We start from the raw sequence: 22,419 nt of genomic DNA, 5'->3' as shown, positions 1-22,419 counted from the left end.
CCGCAGGAGGAACCGTGCCCACCCCCGACCAGCTGTCCACCGAGGCCACCGTCGCCGTTCTCATCGCCCCGGGCCTGGAGGAGGTCGAGGCCCTGGCGGTTGTCGACGTCCTGTACCGCGCGGGGATCGACGTCGACATGCTCGCCGTCGGGGAGGACCTGGAGATCACCTCCTCCCACCGCATCACGGTGCGTTGCGACGCCCTCCTGTCGGAGGCTGATCTCGCCTCCTACACGATGCTCGTCCTGCCCGGGGGTCTGCCGGGCACGCCCAACCTGCGCTCCAACCCGGTCGTCGTCGAGGAGGTCTCCCGCAGGATGGGCGCCGACCTCCCGCTGGCGGCCATCTGCGCCGCCCCCTCGATCCTCGCCGAGCTCGGCCTGCTCACCGACCGCCGCGCCACCGCCAACCCCGGTTTCCTCCACGTCCTGGATGCCCACGGCGCCGTGACGAGCCAGGAGCCCGTCGTCGTGGACGCCAACCTCGTCACGAGCCGAGGCATGGCCACGGCCGTCGACTTCGGCCTCGAGATCGTCCGGATGCTGCTCGACGAGGAGGCGGTCGACCGCCTCAAAGCCGCGATCGTCCACCAGGGCTGAGACGCCGCACCGTGCAGCGGGGCGCGGGTGAGGCGGGTCCGACCGCCTCACCCGCGCCCCCGGTCGTTCAGCCCCGAGACCGGCTGCCGGGCAACAGCGCCATGGCCAGCAGGGCGATGCCCGCACCCGCCAGCACGATGATGCCGACGGCCACGATGTCGATGCGCATGCCCAGGCTGATGGCGGCCAGCAGTCCGGCAAGGAGGCACAGGAGCAAGCCCCAGGTCACGGTGCCGCGGCGGGGTCTCCGGCTCGGGGCGCCGGGCGGCTCGGCCTCCAGGCTCGAGGCGCTCCACACCCGGTCGACCGGGTCGGTGTCCGATGCGGCGGGGTCGGCCGGTTTGTCAGCCGGGTTTTCAGCCGGGTCGTTGGTCGGGTTGTCAGCCGGCTCGAGAGCCGGGTCGTTCGTCGAGGTCATGAGGGTCCTCCTGAGGTGTCAGCTGGTCGCGGTGGGCGAGGCGGTCGCCGGGCTGTTCGAGGCGGTGGCCGCGGGAGTCGGGGTGCCTGAGGGCGCCGGCGAGGGCTCCGCCGAGGGCGCGGTCGCCGTCGGGTTCGCCGAGGCGGCTGGGGCGGACACTCCCCGCCCGGAGGCCAGGACCTCGTTGACGCACTCGTCGTAGCGTGCGCGCTCCTCGGTGCTCAACGACAGCCCGTGGTTGTCCTCCGGGTCGGCATCCTCCTGCGCCCAGGCGCGCTCGAGGCACTGCTCGACCCTGTCGTCGCTGATGACGCTGTGCGTCATCCCCGGCGCCGCGATGCCCTCGACGGCCTCGGACCAGCGGCCCGAGGCGCTGGTCCAGCCCTCGACGATCCAGACAGTCTCGTCGGCGTTGCCCTCCCAGGTCACGACGCCCTGCAGGGAGCTGACCGTCACCATGCCGGTGCCGACCTCGGCGCTCACGGTCAGGGCGCCCGTGGCGTCCTGGGCAGCCGGGGAGACCAGGCGCGCGGTCGTGTTCGTGCCATCGACGGAGGTGTCGTACCGGATCACCTCCTCACCGTCCACGGTCGTCCCGTCGTTCCAGGACATGACGCCGCCCTCGTCCTCCACGGGCGTCCCGTCCAGGATCCACCCCTGGGTCACCGCGGTCGTGATCTGACCGGCGCCGACCGAGGCGTCGACAACGACCGGCTGGTCGGGGCCGACCAGGACGGTGACCGTCCCCGCACCGACCTGGAGGCGCACCGTCCGGTCGGTGCCGAGCGCCTGGGCGGGCATGTCGCTGAGGTCGAGGGTGATGTCGCCGGCCGCGTAGTCCTTAAGGTCGACGACGGCGTCGGGGTCGGCGGGAGCCTCCGCCAGCTCGGCGGAGATGTCCTGCCAGGTCAGGGTCGTCGACCCCACACGCAGCGAGGTGGGCATGTCGCCGGGAGGAAGGAAGGAGCCGACGGCGATGAGCGGCAGGCAGACGGAGGCGGCGAGCCAGCCCGCCCCGGTCATCCAGCCTCCCCGGCGGCCGCGCAGCCCCGAGATGATAACCCCCAGACCGAGCAGCGCGGTGATCCCGGCGACGTACAGGAACGCCGTGACAGCGGGGTGCATGAGGGAGAGCCGGTCGGCGAGCCCCAGGCCCGCGATCGTCAAGAAGATCAAACCGCCCACAACGAGGCCGAGGGCGCGGCCGGGCCCGGGCACGCGGGGGCGGGGCGGGGCGGGGCGCGGCGCGACGACCGGGACCGGCTGGGAGGCGGTGTAGGGCGCGGGCCGAGCCGGCGGCGCCCACCCGGGTTGCGCCGATGCCCGCGGCGTCGTCCCGGCGCCCACGGGGACTCCCGCGTCGGCCGCCGGCGGCCCCTCGGCGGGCGGGGCCGCCGGATCGGTGGCGGGTGCCGCCCCCTGGGCGCCACGTGCGCCGGCCGCCATCGCACCCTCGGCCCAGGCGGCATGCTGCCAGCCCGCAGGAGGAGGCGTCGAGGCCGGGACGCCCGTCGTCGTGCCGGGCGGGGGCATCCCCGGACCGGCTCCGTGCCGGCCCGAGCGCGCCCGGCGTGAGCGTCGGACGAGCCAGAGCACGAGGCACAGGATCACCCCGGTCCACAGCACCGCCCAGAAGGCGGCGATGAGGCCCGAGCTGTCCCACAAGACCAGCGGCCAATGCGGGATGAGGGAGGTGTCGAGCAGCGCAATACCTGCGATGAACGCCGCGATGGCGCCGGCCAGTCCGGCGTCGACGTCGCCGGTCAGCGCCTGCTCGAGGTGGACGCGCCCGTCGCGCTCGTCGGGCATGAGCGCCCAACCGAGGCCGTAGACAATGAGACCCAGGCCGGTCAGGAGCGTGACGACGACCCACACGCAGCGCACGAGCGCCGGGTCGACCCCGAGGCGGCGGGCCACACCGCCGGCCACGCCCCCGACCCAGCGCTGATCGGTGCGCACCATGCCCGTGCGCCGGATCGAGGCGAAGAAGCCCTCGGTGGTGCTCTGGCGGGGCGCGCCCTGCCACCCGGGGGGCGGGGAGACGGGAGGCGGGCCGGCGGTGCCCTGCCAGCCGGGTGGCGCAGCCGGCGGCGCCTGGTGGGAGCCGGCCGGCCCGCTCTCGGCGGGCCTCGGCACCTCGGCGGGGCCGGGACCGGCAGGCGGGTCCGTGGGGGAGCCGGGCTCGGGGTCGTGTGTGGCGTCGTGCATGCCTCCATGGTCGCCCCCGGGCTCGTCCCGACGGGATCAGGGGTTCCCCTGAACGGTCCCGGACTATCACCGCGACGGCCCCTGGTTGCGGGGTCGGGGACCGGCGTGCAGCGCCTGCCCCCGTGCCACGATGTCCCCATGACGACCCCGCAGACCGTGACGACCGGCGCCCCGAAGGCCGCCTCATGGAGGACCGGTCGGCCCGCAGCGCCGCGGCTGCCGCTGCGCCGCCCTGCGCGCACCCGCCCCGAGGGCGGGCCCCCCGGCGGAAGGGTCCTGGCCGGGGTGTGCGCGGGGCTCGCCGATCACCTCGGGCTGCCCGTGGCCAGGGTGCGTCTGGCCTTCGTCCTGATCTCGGCGGTGGGGGCGAGCGGGTTCCTGCTTTACGCGTTGCTGTGGCTGGTCGTTCCGGTCGGCGACCCGCGGGCCGAGGCCGCCGGGACCATCCCCGCGGCGCGCGCCCGCCTCGCCGGCCGGCTCGGGGTCGGCAGCATCGACATGCGTAATGCCTCCTCCCCCCGGCTGCGGTTCCTGCTGGCGGGGGCCGCCCTGCTCCTGGCCGCCGGCGCGGTCGTCCTGTGGCGCCGGGGACTGCTCGAGGGCTCGGGATGGTTCCTGCCCGCCATGGTCGTCGCGGCGGGCGCCGCCCTGTCCTGGGCGCAGGTCGACGCCGTCACCGGCCCGCACCGCGACCGCGGCGCGATGGTCCGCCTCGCCGCCGGCGTCGCCCTGTCCGCCCTGGGCATCCTCGCCTGGATCGGCACCGACATCTCCCTGCGGTACCTGCTGACCGGCGCCCTGATCGGCGGTGTCCTCGTCGCGGGGATCGGCATGGTCCTGGCACCCCTGTGGCTGCGCACCAACCGCGCCCTGGCCGCGACACGGGCCGCCGAGGCGCGCGAGGCCGAGCGCGCCGACATCGCCGCCCACCTCCACGACTCGGTCCTCCAGACCCTCACTCTTATCCGCAAGCGGGCCGATGAGCCTGAGACCGTCGCCCGTCTGGCCCGCTCCCAGGAGCGCGAGCTGCGCGCCTGGCTCTATAGCGACCGCCCTGCCGCGGGGACCTCCGTGGGGGACGCCTTACGGGACCTCATCGGGGAGATCGAGGACCTCCACGGAGTCCCCATCGACCTCGTCATCGTGGGGGACCGCGCCCCGGACCGCGACACGGAGGTCATTGTCGCGGCCGCCCGCGAGGCGCTGTCCAACGCCGTGCGGCACGGCAGGGCGCCGGTGTCGGTTTACGCCGAGATCACCGCCGAGCGCCTCGAGGTCTTCGTGCGCGACCGCGGTCCGGGCTTCACCCTCGAGCAGGTGGCCCCCGACCGCCACGGGGTGCGCGAGTCGATCATCGGCCGGATGGAGCGCCACGGCGGCGCCGCCCTCCTCAGACGCCTCGAGCAGGGCACTGAGATTCACCTGTCCCTGCCCGCCGGAGCCCCGCCCGGGCACACCGCAGCCGGTCACCACCTTGAGGACACGGAGGTCTTCGTGAGATGAGCGAGCCGCTCAACCTGCTCGTGGTCGACGACCACGCCCTCGTGCGCGCCGGCGTGCGCGCCGAGCTGACCGCCCACGCCCCGGACCTGCACGTCGTGGCCGAGGCCGACGACGTCGAGGGCGCCGTCGCCGCGGTCCACGCCCTGAGACCCGACGTCGTTCTGCTCGACGTCCACCTGCCCGGCGGCGGGGGCGGGGGCGGGGCCGAGGTGGTCCGCGCCTGCCGCGACGTCCCGGGCACCCGCTTCCTGGCGCTGTCGGTCTCCGACGCCTCCGAGGACGTCGTCGGGGTCATCCGGGCGGGCGCTCGCGGCTACGTGACCAAGGCGATCTCGACCGAGGACCTCGCCCAGGGCGTGCGGCGGGTGGCCGCCGGTGACGCCGCCTTCTCCCCGCGCCTGGCGGGCTTCGTCCTCGACGCCTTCGGGACCGGCGCCGGGGAGCTCGCGGTGGCCGACTCCGAGCTCGACCGCCTCTCATCGCGGGAGCGCGAGGTCATGCGCCTCATCGCCCGCGGCTACACCTACAAGGAGTGCGCCTCCGAGCTCTTCATCTCGGTCAAGACCGTCGAGACCCACGTCTCGGCCGTGCTGCGCAAGCTCCAGCTGTCCAACCGCAACGAGCTGACCCGGTGGGCGGCGGCGCGGCGCATCGTGTGAGCCGGTCGCGGGGCGCATACGAACCGGGTGCCGGTCGGGTGTGATCGCCCTGGCCGGTGTGGGAGCCTTGGGTCGTGGAGATTGCGCTCAACGTCGTCGTCGCACTCGTCATCCTCGTGGGGCTGGGTGGTGCGCTGACCCAGGTCTACCCCGGCCCCCTGCTCGTCCTGGCGGCGGTGGCGGTGTGGGCCGTCCTGACCGGGGGAGGCGCCGCCTGGGCGGCCCTGGCGGTCTCGGCAGCCGCGATCATCGTGACGGGCGTCGGCAAGTACGTGCTGGTCGGGCGCCGGCTCACCCGCGCGGGCGTGCCCGGACGCTCCCTGCTCGTGGGCGGTGCGGCAGGTGTCCTCGGCTTCTTCCTCGTCCCGGTCGTCGGCCTGCCCCTGGGCTTCACCCTCGGGGTCTACCTGTGGGAGCTCCAGCGCCTGGGCCAGGAGCGCGCCGCCCGTGCCGCCGCCTGGGAGGCGGTCAAGGCCCAGGGGCTGGCCATCGTCCTGGAGCTCGGCGGGTGCCTCGTGGCGGCCACCGCCTGGGTGGCTGCGCTCATCGTCGGCTGAGCGTGCCAGCCCGCCGCCACGAGTCGGGGCCCCACCCCCTCGCCGAGATCGGTGGATATGGCACCTCGAGGTGCCATATCCACCGATCTCGAGGTGTCATTAGTCCCGATCTCGGTGAGGGGCGCGGCGCCGCAGGGCGGCCAGGACGAGGGCGAGGAAGACCATGCCCGCCCCCACGATGGTGAGGGTGTCCGCCGGGGTGCCGCCGGTCAGCGGCAGGGGCGGCACGAGGGGGAAGCTCTGCGGCTGGTCGGTGAGCACCCAGGTGTAGCGTCGTTCCACCGGAGCGCTCACCTCCCCGGTCGACTCGGTCACGCTCGCCTGGGTGCCCGTGACCCAGGACAGTCCTGTCGGGGCCTCGGGGTGCTCGACCGTGATCGTGCAGGTGTCCTTGAGCCACACCGCGGCCAGTACCGTCGTGCGGGCCTCGGTGGAGCCCGCCGGGATGGTCACGGACACGGGATGGGTGCCCGAGGCCTGGCAGGACAGGGTTCCGGTGAAGGTCATCGACTCGGGTGCCCCGGTGGCGGGAAGCCCCTCGACCCGGTGGATGACCGTGACATCGGTGCGGGTGTTGCGGTAGGCGTAGGTCGTCGAGGACGTGTTCGTCGTCGGCGTGAGGTCCCAGGGGTCGGGGGCGCTTGTCGTCACGAGCTGTGAGGAGCCGAGGGACTGGATGACCCCCGCCCGACCCGTCAGCGAGATGACGACGGAGCCGCCCGCGGGCACGGAGGGCACCGTCCCGGTCACCGTGTGGCTTGCGGGATCGTAGAGCAGGTCCGTCGGGCAGGTCGCGCCCCCGGCGGCCGTGCACACGGGGGTCGCCCCGTCGGCCACGGTCAATCCGCCCTCGGGAAGGGTGATGGTGACCGGGACATTGGTCGTGGCACCGCATCGGTTGGAGATCTCCGAGGACACGGTCAGCTCCTCGCCCGGCTCGGGCGAGCTGGTCGAGACCCTTGTCGTCGTCGTGATGTCCGTTGTGCGCAAGCTGCCGGTGACTCGGGCTGAGGTGGCGCCAGGGGCGAGCTGTATGCCGGTGGGGGCGACGACGTTGGTGTAGTTGGTGGCGGTGGTGGTGCCGGTGGGCAGGCAGGCCATGGTGGTGGTGATGGGGATGGTCAGCACGAGGCTGGTTCCGACGGGCAGGTCGGCGGTGCCGTCGGAGTACATGTAGACCACCGTTGAGTTGGTTGATGTTCGAGTGGTGCCGTTGGCCCAGCTGGGGCAGGGGGCGGTGGAGGAGGGGGCGCAGGACACCGAGTAGGTGGTGCCGGTCTGGGCGGCCCCGAGGGTGTAGTAGTCGGTGAGTCGGAGGCCGGTGATGTCGATGGCGCCGGTGTTGGTGTAGGTGACGGTGTAGGTGCGGGTCTGGCCGGAGGCGACGGTGGCCAGGTCCTGGGTCTTGGACACCGACACCGAGGCGGTGGGGCACACCGGGGCGGTCAAATTGCCGGTGACTCGGGCTGAGGTGGCGCCGGGGGCGAGCTGCACATCGGCAGGGGCGGTGAAGTTGGTGTAGTTGGTGGCGGTGGTGGTGCCGGTGGGCAGGCAGGCCATGGTGGTGGTGATGGGGATGGTCAGCACGAGGCTGGTTCCGACGGGCAGGTCGGCGGTGCCGTCGGAGTACATGTAGACCACCGTTGAGTTGGTTGATGTTCGAGTGGTGCCGTTGGCCCAGCTGGGGCAGGGGGCGGTGGAGGAGGGGGCGCAGGACACCGAGTAGGTGGTGCCGGTCTGGGCGGCCCCGAGGGTGTAGTAGTCGGTGAGTCGGAGGCCGGTGATGTCGATGGCGCCGGTGTTGGTGTAGGTGACGGTGTAGGTGCGGGTCTGGCCGGAGGCGACGGTGGCCAGGTCCTGGGTCTTGGACACCGACACCGAGGCGGTGGGGCACACCGGGGCGGTCAAATTGCCGGTGACTCGGGCTGAGGTGGCGCCGGGGGCGAGCTGCACATCGGCAGGGGCGGTGAAGTTGGTGTAGTTGGTGGCGGTGGTGGTGCCGGTGGGCAGGCAGGCCATGGTGGTGGTGATGGGGATGGTCAGCACGAGGCTGGTTCCGACGGGCAGGTCGGCGGTGCCGTCGGAGTACATGTAGACCACCGTTGAGTTGGTTGATGTTCGAGTGGTGCCGTTGGCCCAGCTGGGGCAGGGGGCGGTGGAGGAGGGGGCGCAGGACACCGAGTAGGTGGTGCCGGTCTGGGCGGCCCCGAGGGTGTAGTAGTCGGTGAGTCGGAGGCCGGTGATGTCGATGGCGCCGGTGTTGGTGTAGGTGACGGTGTAGGTGCGGGTCTGGCCGGAGGCGACGGTGGCCAGGTCCTGGGTCTTGGACACCGACACCGAGGCCCCCCGGTCCAGTGCGGTGTTCTGGGTCACAGAGTTCGTCGACGGGTCGAGCTCGGTGTCCGCGGGACCCGCCGTCGCCGTGGCCTGGAAGGCGGCCGAGGAGGCGACCGGGTAGCGGCCGGTGACCACGACCGTGACCGTGCCCAGGGGCGGCAGGGTCGGGATCGTGCCGCTCACGGTCGTCCCCGAGACCGTCAGCTGCTCGGCGGGGCTCGCACCGGAGGTCGCCGTGCCCGGTGTGGCCACGATGGAGGTCGTCCCGGCGTCCATGGCCAGGGACACCCCGACATCGGTGGCGGCGTCGGCGCCCCGGTTCGTGATGGTCATCGTCGCCTCGAAGGCCGAGCCGGCCCCCGCGGTGGCGGGCACGGACATCTGGACGATGAGGTCGACCGTCCCCGCCGCCACCGCCCGGACCGGGACGACGACGGTGCTCAGGCAGGCCAGCACGGCCAGGACGACAACGGCCAGCCGGGCCGCCCCCCGCCGTGGACGGGGCTTGTCCGCGCGGCGGGGGGCGGTAGGAAGGGAAAGGGAACCGAGGCGAGGATGGGGATCCAGCACCCCAGCAGCGTAGTGAACCGGGGACTGGTGCCGGGGCACCGCGCGGTTCCGATTCGGCCTCGAAGCGGTTACGGCGCCCGCCGCGCCGGGTCGAGTGGGATCCGTGCGAGGATGGGGGTCGTGACCGACCAGCCCCATCGGCATCCCCCCGCCCCCCTGCCCGGCGCCACACCCGGCGACGGGCTGGACCGCGCCGTCGCGCACCTGAACGACGGGGGCCTCCTCCTGCTCCCCACCGACACCGTCTACGGCATCGGCGCGGCCGCCGCCGACAGCGCCGCCGTCGCCCGGCTGCTGGCCGCCAAGGGGCGCGGTCGGCAGATGCCTCCGCCGGTGCTCATCGCCTCGGTGGCGGACCTGACCGGGCTCGTCGCGCGTCTCCCCGCCGCCGCGCGGGACCTGGCCGAGGCCTTCTGGCCGGGAGGTCTGACCCTCGTGCTCCCCGTTGCCGAGGCACTGGGCTGGGACCTGGGGGAGACCGAGGGCACCATCGCGGTGCGCATGCCCGACCACCCCCTGGCCCTGAAGCTGCTGAGGCGCAGCGGCCCGTTGGCCGTGACCAGCGCCAACCGCACCGGCAGGCCGCCGGCCACCGACGCCGCCCAGGCCGCCGCCGCCTTCGGGGACCGCGCCGAACCGGGGGGCGACATCCTCCTTCTCGACGGCGGACCGACGCCCGGCCCGGTGCCCTCGACCATCGTGTCGGTGGCCGGAGACGACGAGGCCCCGCGCCTCCTGCGCGAGGGCGTCCTGAGCGCCGAGGTCCTCGAGAAGATCGTCGGCCCGCTGCGTCCGGGCACCCGCCCGGCGAAGGAGCACCGCCGACCCACGGGGGTGGGCCGGTGAAGGTCTACCTCATGATCCTGCTCGTCGCCGCGGCCGTCACCTACATCTCGGTGCCGATCGTGCGCCATATCGCGCTCGTGTCCAACGCCCTGACCCCGGTGCGCACACGTGACGTCCACACCACCCCCATCCCCCGGCTGGGCGGGGTGGCGATGTTCCTGGGCCTGGCCACGGCCATGTGCGTGGCCTCCCGCGTGCCCTACCTGTCCAACGTCATCGACTCCTCGGCTTGGGCGGTGGTCCTGGGTGCCGGTCTCGTCTGTCTGCTCGGGGTCGTCGACGACTTGTGGGAGCTGGACTGGATGACGAAGCTGGCCGGGCAGGCCCTGGCCGCCGTTGTCATGGCCTGGCAGGGCGTCCAGCTCATCACCTTCCCGATCGCCGGGGTGACCATCGGCTCCTCGCGGCTGTCGCTGGTCACCACCGTCGTCGTCGTCCTGGCAGCCATCAACGCCGTCAACTGGATCGACGGGCTCGACGGGCTGGCCGCCGGCGTCATCGGCATCGGCGCCAGCGCCTTCTTCCTCTACGTCTACGTCCTGACCCGCACCACCTCCCCGGAGTCCTACACCTCCCTGGCGGCCACCGTCATGGCAGCCCTCATCGGGATATGCCTGGGCTTCCTGCCCCACAACTTCCACCCGGCGACGATCTTCATGGGCGACTCCGGCTCGATGCAGCTCGGCCTGGTCTCCGCCGCCGGCACCATCGTCGTCACCGGGCAGATCGACCCCGGCAGCATCGGCGGGTCCCAGGCCATCCCCGTCTTCCTGCCCGTGCTCATCCCGCTGGCCGTCCTCCTCCTGCCGATGGCCGACATGATCCAGGTCATCGTCCGGCGGGTGCGTGCCGGGCACAGCCCCTTCCACGCCGACCGCATGCACATGCACCACCGGCTGCTCGACGCCGGCCACTCCCACCGCCGCGCCGTGCTCGTCATGTACATGTGGGCCGCCGTCGCCGCCTTCTCCATGGCCGCAATGGCCTTCTTCCCCCTCCACTACGTCCTGGTGGGGGCGACGACGGCCGTGGCCCTGGCCGTGGCCGCCACGGTCGACCTCATGCCCGGGCTGCGGGGCTGGGTCACCCGCTCGGGCGCCCGCCACGCCAAGGGAGCACGCCGATGAACCACGAGACTCACGCCGCCGTCTTCCGGCGCGCCGCCGCCCGCGTCGCCGTCGTCGGCGCCGTCACGGTCCTGGCCGGTCTGGCCGCCGGGGTGCTGGCCGGGGGTCCGGCCCTCAGCGGCGCCCGGTGGGGCACCGGCGCCGGAACCCTCATCACCGCCATCACCGTCGCCGCCCTGGCCTACCCCTGGGAACGCCACCCGCTCATCGCCTCCGGCGGGGTCATGCTGTCCTTCCTCGGCAAGATCATCACCATGGTCGGGGTCGTCCTCCTGGCGGGCCCGCGCAAGGACAGCCTCAGCCCGGGCTGGTTCCTCGCGACCCTCGCCCTGGTCCTCATCCCCGTCACTATCACCGAGATCCTCGTCCTGGCACGCGGCCGGGCCCTGACCATCGAGCCCTCCGGCGGTTCGGAGGAGACCTGAGAAACCACCGTGACACATCCTGTGCGCTAGGCTGGGCGCCTGTGCCGGGTGCCCGCGACCGGCCCCGTTGTCCTGGGCACTATTGTCCTGTCCGTCCTGTCCATCCTGTCCATGTCGTTCCTCATCCGAAGGAGATCCGGTGATCACGAGCGCGTCCCTGGCGGCACGCCTGTCGGCCCTGCTCCCGGCGTCGTCGGAGTCCTCCGAGGGGGGATTCCACCCGCCGTCCATCGACGACTTCTTCCCGCCCGCCTTCGCCTTGCTGGGCAGCCCCTTCGAGATCAATCGCGTCATGATGGTGCGCATCATCATGACCGTGGTACTCGTCGTCGTCTTCGGGATCGGAGCCGCTCGGGCGCGCCTGGTCCCCGGGCGGTTCCAGAACGCCCTGGAGATGATCCTCGACTTCGTGCGCACCAACATCGCCGAGGAGATCCTGGGACCCGTCCACGGCCGCCGGTTCGCCCCGATCCTGACCACCATCTTCCTGGGCGTCTTCTTCCTCAACATCTCCGGGATCATCCCGGGCCTCCAGATCGCCTCGACCGGTGTCGTGGGCATGCCGCTGGTCTTCGCCGCCGTGGCCTACGTCGCCTTCGTCTACGCCGGGGTGCGGGCCCACGGCCCCCTGCGCTTCGTCAGGGGCAGCCTCATCCCGGCCGGAGTGCCCGGCTTCCTCTACCCCCTCATCATCCCCATCGAGCTGCTGTCGACCTTCGTCCTGCGCCCCCTGACCCTGACCATCCGACTCATGGCCAACATGATTTCCGGGCACCTCCTGCTCGTCCTGTGCTTCGTGGCCACCAACGCGCTGTTCTTCTACGCCTCCGCCCAGTTCAAGGCCATCGGGGTCGTCACCCTCGCCGCGGGACTGGCCTTCGTCCTTTTCGAGGCCTTCGTCGCCGCCCTCCAGGCCTACATCTTCGCCCTGCTCACCGCCGTCTACATCGACTCCTCGATGCACATGCACTGAGCCTCGCAGGGCTCCGGCAGCCGCCGGAGCCCGTCACCGTCCGCACCGACCGGCCCCGTCCACGCGGTGCCGCCCACCCACAAGGAGAACCCCATGACCGGCAATATCGCCACGATCGGATACGGCCTGGCCACCCTCGGTCCCGCGATCGGCATCGGCCTGCTCGTCGCCAAGACCCAGGAGGGCACGGCGCGCCAGCCCGAGGTCGCCGGCGCCCTGCGCACGAACATGTTCATCGGCGCCGCCCTCATCGAGGCTCTGGGCCTGCTCGGCTTCGCCGCCGGCTTCGCCTTCTGAGGACGGCTCCCATGTCCGTGGGCACCGCGGTGATGCCCGCCGCCTCGACGCCGGAGGGCATCTTCCTGTTCATCCCGCAGCTGGCCGACCTCGTGTGGGGCACGGTCTGCTTCGTCATCATCGCCGTCGTCCTCATCAAGTACGCCCTGCCGCGTTTCAACGCCGTGCTCGATGAGCGCACCCGGAGGATCGAGGAGGGCCTGGCCCTGGCCGACAAGGCCAAGGGGGACCAGAAGGATGCCGAGCTCAAGGCCGCTCGGCTCGTCGAGGACGCCCGCCACGAGGCGGCCAGGATCCGCGAGAACGCGCAGGCCGAGGCCAAGGCGATCCTCGCCGAGGCGCGCGAGGCCGCCTCGGGTGAGGCCGCCCGCGCCATGGAGGCGGCCGAGCGTCAGATACGCGCCGACAAGCAGGCCGCGCAGATCTCTCTGCGTGCCGACGTCGGTCTGCTGGCCAGCGACCTGGCCGAGAGGATCATCGGCGCCCAGCTGACCGACACCGAGCTGTCCAGCTCCGTCATCGACAGGTTCCTCGACGAGCTCGAGCAGGCGCCGGCCGATGCGGTGGCGACGAGCGCCGAGCGGGGGCGCGGGTGAGCACCGGATCCGCCGCCAGCCGCGCCGCCGCGGCCAGCGCCTGGGAACCGGTCCTCGGTCTGGCCGGCGCCCAGGGCCTCGACCTCGGCGAGCAGATCCTCGCCGTGGCCCACCAGATCGCCGTCGGCGCCCTGAGCGGGCCGTTGACCGACCCCGGCCGCGACGGCCAGGACAAGGCCGAGCTCGCGCACCGCCTCTTCGACGGCCGTGTCGACGACCGGGTGGTCGAGCTGCTCCAGGCGCTGGTGCGGGGACGCTGGTCGGCGCCGGTCGACCTCATCACGGCCCTCCACGACCTGGGCATCGAGGCCATCCTCACCGGGGCGCGCTCGGCCGGCACCCTCGAGCAGGTCGAGCAGGAGATCTTCGGGGTGAGCGCTGCGGTCGAGCGGGACCGCGAGCTGCGCAGGGCGCTCGAGCCCTCGCGGCGCTCCCGCGGCCGGGACAGGGTGCTCCTCGCCCAGCGGGTCTTCGGCCCGCACCTGACCTCCTCGACGATGAGCCTGGTGGTGTGGTGCGTGCGCCACCGCACCGAGGGGGGCGTCCCGCGCAACCTGCGCCGGGTCGCCGAGCTGGCGGCACGGCTCCAGGGCCGCGTCGTGGCCGACGTCGTGTCGGCCGTCCCCCTGTCCGACGTCCAGCTCGCCCGCCTGCGCGCGGTGCTCGTCGCCCGCCTGGGCACGGATGTCGAGATCAACGCCGAGCTCGACCCGCAGGTCATCGGCGGCCTGAGGGTCGTCGTCCAGGACCAGGTCATCGATTCCACGGTGCGCCACCGTCTCGACGCGGTACGCAGCGCCCTGGCGGGATAGCCCGCCCCACGACCCACCCCACCGCGGCGGGAGCCAGCAGGCAGGGCCCGCCACACACAAGCGAAGGAGACGACAGATGGCTGAGCTGACCATCAGGCCGGAGGACATCCGCTCCGCCCTGGACGAGTTCGTCGCGTCCTACAAGCCCGCACAGGTGGCCGCCGAGGAGGTTGGGCGCGTCGTCTTCGCCGCCGACGGCATCGCCCATGTCGAGGGTCTGCCCGGCGTCATGGCCAACGAGCTGCTCACCTTCGAGGACGGTACCGCCGGACTGGCGATGAACCTCGACGAGCGGCAGATCGGCGTCGTTGTCCTGGGTGACTTCGCCGGGATCGACGAGGGCCAGACCGTGCGCCGCACCGGCGAGGTGCTGTCGGTGCCCGTCGGCGACGGCTACCTGGGACGGGTCGTCGACCCCCTGGGGCGTCCGATCGACGGCCTGGGGGAGATCCCCTCCGAGCGGCGCCGGGCCCTGGAGCTCCAGGCCCCCGGCGTCATGGCCCGCAAGTCCGTCCACGAGCCCCTCCAGACCGGGCTCAAGGCCATCGACTCGATGATCCCGATCGGCCGCGGTCAGCGCCAGCTCATCATCGGCGACCGCAAGACCGGCAAGACGGCCATCGCCCTCGACACGATCCTCAACCAGAAGGCCGCCTGGGACACCGGCGACCCCGACCAGCAGGTCCGCTGCATCTACGTCGCCACCGGCCAGAAGGGCTCGACGATCGCCGCGGTCCGGGCCGTCCTGGAGGAGCGCGGCGCCCTGGAGTACACGACGATCGTCGCCTCCCCGGCCTCCGACCCCGCCGGCTTCAAGTACCTGTCGCCCTACACCGGCTCGGCCATCGGCCAGCACTGGATGTACGGGGGCAAGCACGTCCTCATCGTCTTCGACGACCTGTCCAAGCAGGCCGAGGCCTACCGCGCGGTCTCCCTCCTGCTGCGCCGCCCGCCGGGCCGCGAGGCCTACCCCGGCGACGTCTTCTACCTGCACTCGCGCCTGCTCGAGCGCTGCGCCAAGCTTTCCGACGAGCTCGGCGCCGGGTCGATGACCGGCCTGCCGATCATCGAGACGAAGGCCAATGACGTCTCGGCCTACATCCCCACCAACGTCATCTCCATCACCGACGGCCAGATCTTCCTTCAGTCCGACCTGTTCAACGCCGACCAGCGGCCCGCCGTCGACGTCGGCATCTCGGTGTCCCGCGTCGGTGGTGCCGCACAGATCAAGGCGATGAAGCAGGTGGCCGGCACGCTCAAGATCACGCTGGCCCAGTACCGCTCGATGCAGGCCTTCGCCATGTTTGCCTCCGACCTGGACGCCGCGACCCGCGCCCAGCTGACCCGGGGCGAGAGGCTCATGGAGCTGCTCAAGCAGCCCCAGTTCACCCCCTACCCCGTCCAGGAGCAGGTGGCCGCCGTGTGGACGGGCACGCAGGGCTACCTCGACGACCTCGATGTCGCCGACGTCCTGCCCTTCGAGGCGGCGCTGCTCGACCACCTGCGCCGCAACACCGACGTGCTGACGACCATCGGTCGCACCGGAGCCCTGACCGAGGACACCGAGGCCGCCCTGCGCTCGGCGGTCGAGGCCTTCCGCACGACCTACCTGGCCGGCGGCAGGATCCTCTCGGGCGAGGTCGACCTGGCCGAGGAGGAGACGACCGCCGAGCGCACCCACGAGCAGATCGTCGTCAAGAGGGGCTGACGTGGCAGGCAACCAGCGCGTCTACAAGCAGCGCATCCGGTCCACCCAGACCCTCCAGAAGGTCTTCAAGGCGATGGAGCTGATCGCCTCCTCCCGGATCGGTGCCGCGCGCCGCCACGCGCAGGGGGCGGGCCCCTACGACCACGCCCTGAGCCAGGCGGTCGCCGCCGTGGGCACCTACGGCCACCTCGACCACCCGGTGACCCGCGAGCGCCGCGACACCGCCCGCGTCGCGGTCCTCATCGTCACCTCGGACCGCGGCATGGCCGGTGCCTACTCGGCCACGATCCTGCGCGAGTCCGAGAAGCTCCTCGACCAGCTCGTCGAGGAGGGCAAGGACCCGGTCATCTTCACCTTCGGACGACGCGCAGCCACGTACTTCGCCTTCCGGGGCCGGCCCGTGGAGTTCTCCTGGACCGGGGAGTCCGACCGTCCCACCGACGCCTCGATCGAGGCCGTGGCGGCCACCCTCCTCGAGTTCTTCCTCGCCCCGGCCTCCGCCGGGGGCGTGGCGGAGGTGCACGTCGTGTTCACCCGCTACGTCTCCATGGTCTCCCAGGTCCCGGAGGTCCGCAGGATGCTGCCGCTGACAGTCGTCGACGTCGAGGGCCCCGGAGAGCTCGTCCGCGACGACATCGCCGCCGACCAGCTGCGTGCGGGCATCGACAAGGCGGCCGCCCAGCCGGTCTACGAGTTCGAGCCCGACGCCGACGCCGTCCTCGACGCGCTGCTCACCCGCTACGTGCGCTCCAGGATCCGCAACGCCCTGCTCCAGGCGGCCGCCTCCGAGCTGGCCAGCCGCCAGCAGGCGATGCACACGGCCACCGACAACGCCGAGGACCTCATCACCACGTACACCCGCCTGGCCAACGCCGCGCGTCAGGGCGACATCACCCAGGAGATCACCGAGATCGTCTCGGGCGCCGACGCGCTGGGCTCGCAGTAGCCCCGCCCTCGGCCACCGACCACGCACACACCCCGGGGCCCACCGGCACCGGCCCACACGGACACGGAAGAACGCATCATGGCTGACACCACCACCCAGGGAACGGGTCGCATCACCCGGATCATCGGCGCCGTCGTCGACGTCGAGTTCCCGCCGGACGCGATCCCCGCGATGTACAACGCCCTCAAGACCACCATCCAGGCCACGGGCGGGGACGAGGAGCCCCACGAGATCACCCTTGAGGTGGCGCAGCACCTCGGCGACAACATCGTGCGCACGATCTCGCTCAAGCCCACCGACGGCCTCGTGCGCGGATCGCGTGTCCGGGACACCGGCAGCCCCATCACGGTGCCGGTGGGCGACGTGACCAAGGGGCACGTCTTCAACGTCACCGGGGAGGTGCTCAACCTCAAGGAGGGTGAGACCCTCGAGGTCTCCGAGCGCTGGCCCATCCACCGCCAGCCCCCCGCCTTCGACCAGCTGGAGTCCAAGGAGCAGATGTTCGAGACGGGCATCAAGGTCATCGACCTGCTCACCCCCTACGTCCAGGGCGGCAAGATCGGCCTGTTCGGCGGCGCCGGCGTCGGTAAGACGGTGCTCATCCAGGAGATGATCCAGCGCGTGGCGCAGAACCACGGCGGTGTGTCGGTGTTCGCCGGCGTGGGTGAGCGCACCCGTGAGGGCAACGACCTCATCGTCGAGATGGAGGAGGCGGGTGTGTTCGACAAGACCGCCCTCGTCTTCGGCCAGATGGACGAGCCGCCGGGGACGCGGCTGCGCGTGGCCCTGAGCGCCCTGACGATGGCCGAGTACTTCCGCGACGTCCAGCACCAGGACGTGCTGCTGTTCATCGACAACATCTTCCGCTTCACCCAGGCCGGATCCGAGGTCTCCACCCTCCTGGGACGCATGCCCTCGGCGGTGGGCTACCAGCCCAACCTCGCCGATGAGATGGGCCAGCTCCAGGAGCGGATCACCTCGGCGGGGGGCCACTCGATCACCTCCCTCCAGGCGATCTACGTGCCCGCAGACGACTACACCGACCCCGCGCCGGCGACGACCTTCGCCCACCTGGACGCCACCACCGAGCTGTCCCGTGAGATCGCCTCGCGAGGCATCTACCCGGCGGTCGACCCGCTGGCCTCGACCTCGCGCCTGCTCGCCCCCCAGTACGTCGGCCAGGAGCACTACGACGTGGCCACGCGCGTGAAGTCCATCCTCCAGAAGAACAAGGAGCTCCAGGACATCATCGCGATCCTCGGTGTCGACGAGCTGAGCGAGGAGGACAAGGTGACGGTCAACCGTGCCCGGCGCATCGAGCAGTTCCTCAGCCAGAACACCTACATGGCGGAGAAGTTCACCGGCGTGCCCGGCTCGACGGTGCCCCTGGACGAGACGGTCGAGGCCTTCCGGAGGATCGCCGACGGCGACTACGACCACCTGCCCGAGCAGGCCTTCTTCAACATCGGCGGCATCGAGGACCTCGAGCGCCGTGCCGCCGAGATCGCGGGTTCCTGACATGGCCGGCGCGCTGAGGGTCGAGGTCGTCTCCCGCTTCGGCGGGGAGGCGTGGTCCGGTGACGCTCTGCGGGTCTCCGTGCCGCTGGTCGACGGCGAGCTCGGCGTCCTGCCCGGACGCCAGCCGATCCTGGCGATCCTGGGCCGGGGGCGGGTGCGCATTGTGGCGACCGAGGGCCAGGAGGTGTCCGTGCCGGTGGCCGGGGGCTTCTGTTCGGTCGACCATGACGTGGTGACCGTGGCCGCCGACGTCGCCGGGGGCGATGCGGCGGACGGCACCGGTGAGGTCAGCGACGTTCTGGCCGAGGCCGTCGAGCTGCCCGGAATGACGGCGCGGGACTGACCATGGGTGGCTCGGGGGTCTGGACGGTCATGGTCCTGGTGTCCCTCGTTGTCGTCCTGGCGGTCGCCTTCCTGGCGCGCGTGCGCTACCTGGCAGGCAGGGTCGGCTCCTTCGAGTGCGCCCGGCGCCTGCCCGGCAGGCGCCGTTGGACCAGCGGTATTGCGACCTTCGGCAACGACTCCCTCGAGTGGGTGCGGCTGGTCTCCCTGGGGCTGCGTCCGCGCTACCGGATCCGGCGCGCCGAGATCGAGCTGGGGCGGGTCCGGCGCCGTGGGCGGGACGGGACCGTGGTCGACGTCGAGTGCCGGTACAGTGACGGCGTCGTGTGGCTGGCCATGCACGAGGACTCCCACTCGGCCCTTGTCGCCTGGCTCGAGTCCGCCGCCCCCACCCAACCGACCCTCTTCTAACCCTCCCTCCCGCCGAGATCGGGACTTGTGACACCTCGAGATCGGTAGATATGAGGTGCCATATGTCCCGATCTCGAGGGAGAGGGGGGATCAGTCCTTGGCCCGGGTGGCGCGCACGGACACGACGTGCACGAGGTGCTCGAGGGGGCCGCGGGCGAAGACGATGAGCCAGAGCATCGCGAAGGCGGTCAGAATCGCGGTGACCGACAGGAAGAACGTCGTCGACGCCTGATAGTCGACGCCCCGCGCCAGCCAGATCGCCGCGAGGTGCGTGCAGTACACCGTCAGGGACATCGAGCCCAGGGCGGCCAGCGGGGCCAGGGCGTAGCGCAGCCGGCGGGAGATGAGCTGGAACAGCCCGATGACGGCCATCGCCACCCCCGCCGATCCCAGCGCCTCGAAGGGCGTGCCCGAGTGCGGCGCCGCCGTCGACAGCGAGGGCAGGATCGTGGCCAGGCTCTCGACCACCCTGGGCTCGTCCTTCCCGACCTCCCCGGAGGTCCGGGAGCTCTCGGACCCCCAGGACTCCAGCTCCGAGCCCGTCGCCTCCGACGACGGGGCGGAGGGCGAGGGAATGGAGGACGGCGGCAGGGACGACGCTGCGGACGGCGAGTCCGACGGCGTGGCCAGGGACGAGGCCACGGCATCGGGCAGGACGGGGCCCGTGGCGCTGCTCGAGGGGGTCTGGGACCAGGTCACCCCGCTGCACACGAGGGGGTCGGCGGGGGAGACGAGGTGGTAGGGGTCGGGCAGGGCGTTGGGGTTGGTCTGGCTGGCGGCCCATCCCCCCGCGTAGCCCAGCACGGCGCACAGTGCGCCGACCGCCACGAGCCGCCACAGGTTGCGCGCCCGGCTCCAGTCCAGGCGGGACAGGCCCAGTCCCAGGAAGATGAAGGCCATCCACACCGCGCCCGGATAGGTTCCGATGATGAAGAAGTCGACCATCGCGGCGTTGCCGTCGACCATGACCGGGTAAGGGCTCATGCCCAGGGCCGTCAGCACGATGGGCAGGGCGATGACCACCGCCTGACCGAGCAGCGCGGTGACGGCTGCCAGGATGAACAGGCGGCGCGGGGACCATCGGAGGAAGGGCAGCGCCAGCGCGAGCCAGGCGGCGTAGAAGCCGAGGATGATCGAGACCGGTGTCCCCAAGACGGACACGAGGCCCGCCAGGACCAGGAGCATCGCCGAGCGCACGAGCAGCCGCAGGCGGGTGCGCACGAGCCGGTCACCGCCGTGGGGCTCGCGCCCCCCGGAGATGATGCCCAGGGAGAAGCCGGCGATGACGGCGAACAGGATGGAGGCCCGGCCGTGCGCCTGGTGGAGGATCCCCGGCAGCGAGGTCAGCCCGCAGGCCGCCGGCGCCATGTGCACGGCCATCATGCCCACGAGGGCCAGTCCGCGGGCCGCGTCGAGCCCACCCATGCGGCGGGGACCGGCCGTCCCGGTCAGGTAGGGTCCCCGCCGCATCGGCAGGCGCCAGGAGTACATGAGGCGCTCGCGCTGCGCCGCGCCGGCCTCGGCGCGTAGCCGTGCCGCCTCGGCGACCTCCTGCGCCAGGCGGTCGGCGGTGCCACCGTCCGGCGTTGTCCACGGCGCCGCCCCCGCCCCGTTGCTCGGCGCCGTGGGGGAGGATCCGGTGTCGGTGGGCTCGGGAGCCGGGTCGGGGGACATCGGGCCAGTGCGCTGCATGGAACCATCATGGCCCATGGGGCGCCGGTGCGGCATGGGCCGGATGGATGGTTGACGACGGCGCAGGCATCCTCCGCCGGAATGACGCCGATGCGCCCGGAGCGAGGGTCCGGGTTCCGGCGCGACAGGAAGGGCACGACCGGGGCCGGTAGGCTGCACGAATGCGCGTCGTCATCGCCTCCTGCTCCGTGGACTACTCGGGCCGTCTGGACGCCCACCTGCCTCGGGCCACCCGCCTCATCATGGTCAAGGCCGACGGGTCGGTGCTCGTCCACTCCGACGGCGGCTCCTACAAGCCACTCAACTGGATGAGTCCACCGGCCCGTCTGGCCGAGCTCGAGCCCGACCACGACGCCCGCGAGGCCGGGGTCGTAGCCCTGTGGGAGGTCCGCGCGGCCAAGACCGAGGACCGCCTTGTCATCAGGCTCTTCGAGGTCGTCTCGGACTCCTCGGTCGACCTGGGCGCCGACCCCGGCCTGACCAAGGACGGCGTCGAGGCCCACCTCCAGGAGCTGCTCGCCGAGCAGATCGAGGTCCTGGGACCCGGCTACCGCCTGGTCCGGCGGGAGCACCCCACCCCGATCGGGCCGGTGGACATCCTGGCCAGGGACCCCCAGGGGGCGGCCGTCGCGGTCGAGGTCAAGCGGGTGGGCGGGATCGACGGCGTCGAGCAGCTGACGCGCTACCTCGACATGCTCAACCGGGACCCGCTCCTGTCCCCGGTGCAGGGCGTCTTCGCCGCCCAGCAGATCAAACCGCAGGCCCGCGTCCTGGCCGAGGACCGCGGCATCCGCTGCGTCGTGCTCGACTATGACGCCATGCGCGGCATGGACGACCCGGGCTCCCGCCTGTTCTGAGCCCTCAGGCCGCGCCCGGCCCCGCCCCACCAGACCCGGCCCCGCCCCACCAGTAAGGACACCGATGCCCTCGACCGCCTACGCCTCGGCCCGCGCCGCCGCGGCGGCCCGCCCCGTCCACGCCCCCCGCGAGCTGTCCCTCCTGCGGATCGTCGCCCAGGGCCTGGTCCCGGGCACGACGGCCCCCACCCCGGCCGAGGCGGTGCGCCGTCAGCTGGCCATCCAGGGGCAGCAGCCCTCGGCGGTTCCCCACGCCCTGGTCTGCCGGGTCGGCTCGGCCACCCGCGCCGAGGTCGAACAGGCCTTTGAGGCCGGCCTCCTCGTGCGCTCCTGGCCGATGCGCGGCACCGTCCATATCACGACCGCCGAGGACCACCACTGGCTGCGTGTGGCCCTCAGGCACCGGATGCGCACGTGGGTCAGGCAGTCGCAGGAGCAGTTCGGCATGGATGACCGGATGCTGGAACGCGCCGCCGACGTCGCCCTGGCAGCGGTGGCGGGCGGTGGCATTGCCCGGGCGGCCCTCCTCGAGGCCTGGGAGAGGGCAGGCCTCATGGAGCCCTTCAAGGGCGAGGACGTCTCGACCTACCGGCGCCGCCACCTCCTCGTGCGTCTCCAGCTCGAGGGCGTGCTCGTCCAAGGGCCCAAGCGCGGCAACGAGCACCTCGTTGTCGATGCCCGCGGCCTGCCGGATGCGGACACCGGCCCGGGGGGAGCCGGTGGGGGCGCGCACGACACCGACTCCCACCGTCCGGCGCTGGCGGAGATCGCCCGGCGCTACGCCACGAGCCATGGTCCGGTCACCGCCGCCGACCTCGCCCGCTGGACGACCCTGCCACTGCGCGAGGCGGCGCGTGCCCTGGAGGACGCCCTCGAGGCGACCAACGCGGCGGGCTACGCCGTCGACCCCGCGGCCGGGCACGTTCCCCTGACACGGGCCACCGCCGAGGGCGGCCTGCGCGGGACGGTGACCGTCCTCGGGCCCGGCACCGGTGCGGCGGGAGGCGCGGGCGGCCGC

General features: G+C 72.4%; 22 protein-coding genes. 18 read left to right on the top strand and 4 right to left on the bottom strand.

Going from position 1 to position 22,419, the window contains the following annotated elements; genetic code table 11:
• The first annotated feature begins 14 nt into the window (after nt 1-14).
• Nucleotides 15-599, top strand: coding sequence for a DJ-1 family glyoxalase III (locus Q4C85_RS01455; protein WP_303138877.1), 585 nt, complete (start codon nt 15-17; stop codon nt 597-599).
• A gap of 67 nt (nt 600-666) precedes the next feature.
• Here the strand turns inward: Q4C85_RS01455 and Q4C85_RS01450 are convergent, their stop codons facing one another.
• Nucleotides 667-1,017 (bottom strand): hypothetical protein, encoded by a 351-nt coding sequence (locus Q4C85_RS01450; protein ID WP_303138875.1) that lies wholly within the window; start codon nt 1,015-1,017, stop codon nt 667-669.
• Nucleotides 1,018-1,035: 18 nt separating this feature from the next.
• Nucleotides 1,036-3,225, bottom strand: coding sequence for a PspC domain-containing protein (locus tag Q4C85_RS01445; RefSeq protein ID WP_303138873.1), 2,190 nt, complete (start codon nt 3,223-3,225; stop codon nt 1,036-1,038).
• Nucleotides 3,226-3,363: 138 nt separating this feature from the next.
• Here Q4C85_RS01445 and Q4C85_RS01440 point away from each other — a divergent pair, with 138 nt between their 5' ends.
• The 3 genes from Q4C85_RS01440 to Q4C85_RS01430 all read left to right on the top strand — a co-directional run bounded on the left by Q4C85_RS01440 (nt 3,364) and on the right by Q4C85_RS01430 (nt 5,944).
• Entirely contained in the window at nt 3,364-4,728 is a 1,365-nt protein-coding gene (locus Q4C85_RS01440; protein ID WP_303138871.1) for an ATP-binding protein, read from the top strand.
• The gene (locus tag Q4C85_RS01435) at nt 4,725-5,387 is read left to right on the top strand and encodes a response regulator transcription factor (protein ID WP_303138869.1); all 663 of its coding nucleotides are present in this window, start codon (nt 4,725-4,727) and stop codon (nt 5,385-5,387) included. Before Q4C85_RS01440 ends, Q4C85_RS01435 begins: the two co-directional genes overlap by 4 nt.
• Before the next feature lie 74 nt (nt 5,388-5,461).
• On the top strand, nt 5,462-5,944 hold the full coding sequence (locus Q4C85_RS01430) for a DUF456 domain-containing protein (RefSeq protein WP_303138868.1): 483 nt from the start codon (nt 5,462-5,464) through the stop codon (nt 5,942-5,944).
• 99 nt (nt 5,945-6,043) lie between these two features.
• Here Q4C85_RS01430 and Q4C85_RS01425 read toward each other — a convergent pair whose 3' ends face one another.
• Nucleotides 6,044-8,851, bottom strand: a complete 2,808-nt coding sequence (locus tag Q4C85_RS01425; protein WP_303138867.1) for a hypothetical protein — start codon at nt 8,849-8,851, stop codon at nt 6,044-6,046.
• A gap of 156 nt (nt 8,852-9,007) precedes the next feature.
• On the opposite strand from Q4C85_RS01425, the gene Q4C85_RS01420 reads away from it, so the two are divergent.
• The 12 genes from Q4C85_RS01420 (at nt 9,008) to Q4C85_RS01365 (ending at nt 18,852) form a co-directional block, all read left to right on the top strand.
• Nucleotides 9,008-9,697 carry an L-threonylcarbamoyladenylate synthase gene (locus Q4C85_RS01420; RefSeq protein ID WP_303139059.1) on the top strand — a complete coding sequence of 230 codons (690 nt, stop codon included), beginning with the start codon at nt 9,008-9,010 and terminating at the stop codon, nt 9,695-9,697.
• Nucleotides 9,694-10,824: an MraY family glycosyltransferase gene (locus Q4C85_RS01415; protein WP_303138865.1), complete on the top strand. Its 1,131-nt coding sequence runs from the start codon at nt 9,694-9,696 to the stop codon at nt 10,822-10,824. The genes Q4C85_RS01420 and Q4C85_RS01415 overlap by 4 nt, the downstream gene beginning before the upstream one ends.
• Nucleotides 10,821-11,249, top strand: coding sequence for a hypothetical protein (locus tag Q4C85_RS01410; protein ID WP_303138863.1), 429 nt, complete (start codon nt 10,821-10,823; stop codon nt 11,247-11,249). The genes Q4C85_RS01415 and Q4C85_RS01410 overlap by 4 nt, the downstream gene beginning before the upstream one ends.
• Before the next feature lie 139 nt (nt 11,250-11,388).
• A complete protein-coding gene (gene atpB / locus Q4C85_RS01405) occupies nt 11,389-12,222 on the top strand; it encodes a F0F1 ATP synthase subunit A (protein WP_303138861.1) in 834 nt (277 codons plus the stop codon).
• Nucleotides 12,223-12,315: 93 nt separating this feature from the next.
• Nucleotides 12,316-12,519: an ATP synthase F0 subunit C gene (gene atpE, locus Q4C85_RS01400; RefSeq protein ID WP_126382151.1), complete on the top strand. Its 204-nt coding sequence runs from the start codon at nt 12,316-12,318 to the stop codon at nt 12,517-12,519.
• An 11-nt stretch (nt 12,520-12,530) separates the two neighbouring features.
• On the top strand, nt 12,531-13,115 hold the full coding sequence (locus Q4C85_RS01395; RefSeq protein ID WP_303138859.1) for a F0F1 ATP synthase subunit B: 585 nt from the start codon (nt 12,531-12,533) through the stop codon (nt 13,113-13,115).
• The gene (atpH, locus tag Q4C85_RS01390; RefSeq protein WP_303138858.1) at nt 13,112-13,927 is read left to right on the top strand and encodes an ATP synthase F1 subunit delta; all 816 of its coding nucleotides are present in this window, start codon (nt 13,112-13,114) and stop codon (nt 13,925-13,927) included. Before Q4C85_RS01395 ends, atpH begins: the two co-directional genes overlap by 4 nt.
• Nucleotides 13,928-14,003: 76 nt before the next feature.
• Nucleotides 14,004-15,635 (top strand): F0F1 ATP synthase subunit alpha, encoded by a 1,632-nt coding sequence (gene atpA, locus Q4C85_RS01385; protein WP_303138856.1) that lies wholly within the window; start codon nt 14,004-14,006, stop codon nt 15,633-15,635.
• 1 nt (nt 15,636) lies between these two features.
• A complete protein-coding gene (locus Q4C85_RS01380; protein ID WP_303138854.1) occupies nt 15,637-16,581 on the top strand; it encodes a F0F1 ATP synthase subunit gamma in 945 nt (314 codons plus the stop codon).
• A gap of 78 nt (nt 16,582-16,659) precedes the next feature.
• Nucleotides 16,660-18,099, top strand: a complete 1,440-nt coding sequence (atpD, locus tag Q4C85_RS01375; RefSeq protein WP_303138852.1) for a F0F1 ATP synthase subunit beta — start codon at nt 16,660-16,662, stop codon at nt 18,097-18,099.
• Nucleotide 18,100: 1 nt separating this feature from the next.
• Nucleotides 18,101-18,442 carry a F0F1 ATP synthase subunit epsilon gene (locus Q4C85_RS01370; protein WP_303138851.1) on the top strand — a complete coding sequence of 114 codons (342 nt, stop codon included), beginning with the start codon at nt 18,101-18,103 and terminating at the stop codon, nt 18,440-18,442.
• A 29-nt stretch (nt 18,443-18,471) separates the two neighbouring features.
• Complete coding sequence (locus tag Q4C85_RS01365; RefSeq protein WP_303138849.1) at nt 18,472-18,852, top strand: DUF2550 family protein; 381 nt, start codon at nt 18,472-18,474, stop codon at nt 18,850-18,852.
• Nucleotides 18,853-18,942: 90 nt separating this feature from the next.
• Here Q4C85_RS01365 and Q4C85_RS01360 read toward each other — a convergent pair whose 3' ends face one another.
• Nucleotides 18,943-20,544: a DUF418 domain-containing protein gene (locus tag Q4C85_RS01360; RefSeq protein ID WP_303138848.1), complete on the bottom strand. Its 1,602-nt coding sequence runs from the start codon at nt 20,542-20,544 to the stop codon at nt 18,943-18,945.
• A gap of 161 nt (nt 20,545-20,705) precedes the next feature.
• Here Q4C85_RS01360 and nucS point away from each other — a divergent pair, with 161 nt between their 5' ends.
• Nucleotides 20,706-21,401, top strand: coding sequence for an endonuclease NucS (gene nucS, locus Q4C85_RS01355; RefSeq protein ID WP_303138847.1), 696 nt, complete (start codon nt 20,706-20,708; stop codon nt 21,399-21,401).
• 64 nt (nt 21,402-21,465) lie between these two features.
• Nucleotides 21,466-22,419: crosslink repair DNA glycosylase YcaQ family protein (locus tag Q4C85_RS01350; RefSeq protein WP_303138845.1), on the top strand; the 954-nt coding region annotated here is incomplete at its 3' end.

This window comes from Actinomyces sp. (assembly GCF_030524025.1).
Classification (GTDB): Bacteria; Actinomycetota; Actinomycetes; order Actinomycetales; family Actinomycetaceae; genus Actinomyces.
The sequence above is the reverse complement of the archived record's forward strand: the minus strand, read 5'-3'. Positions and strand labels throughout refer to the sequence as shown.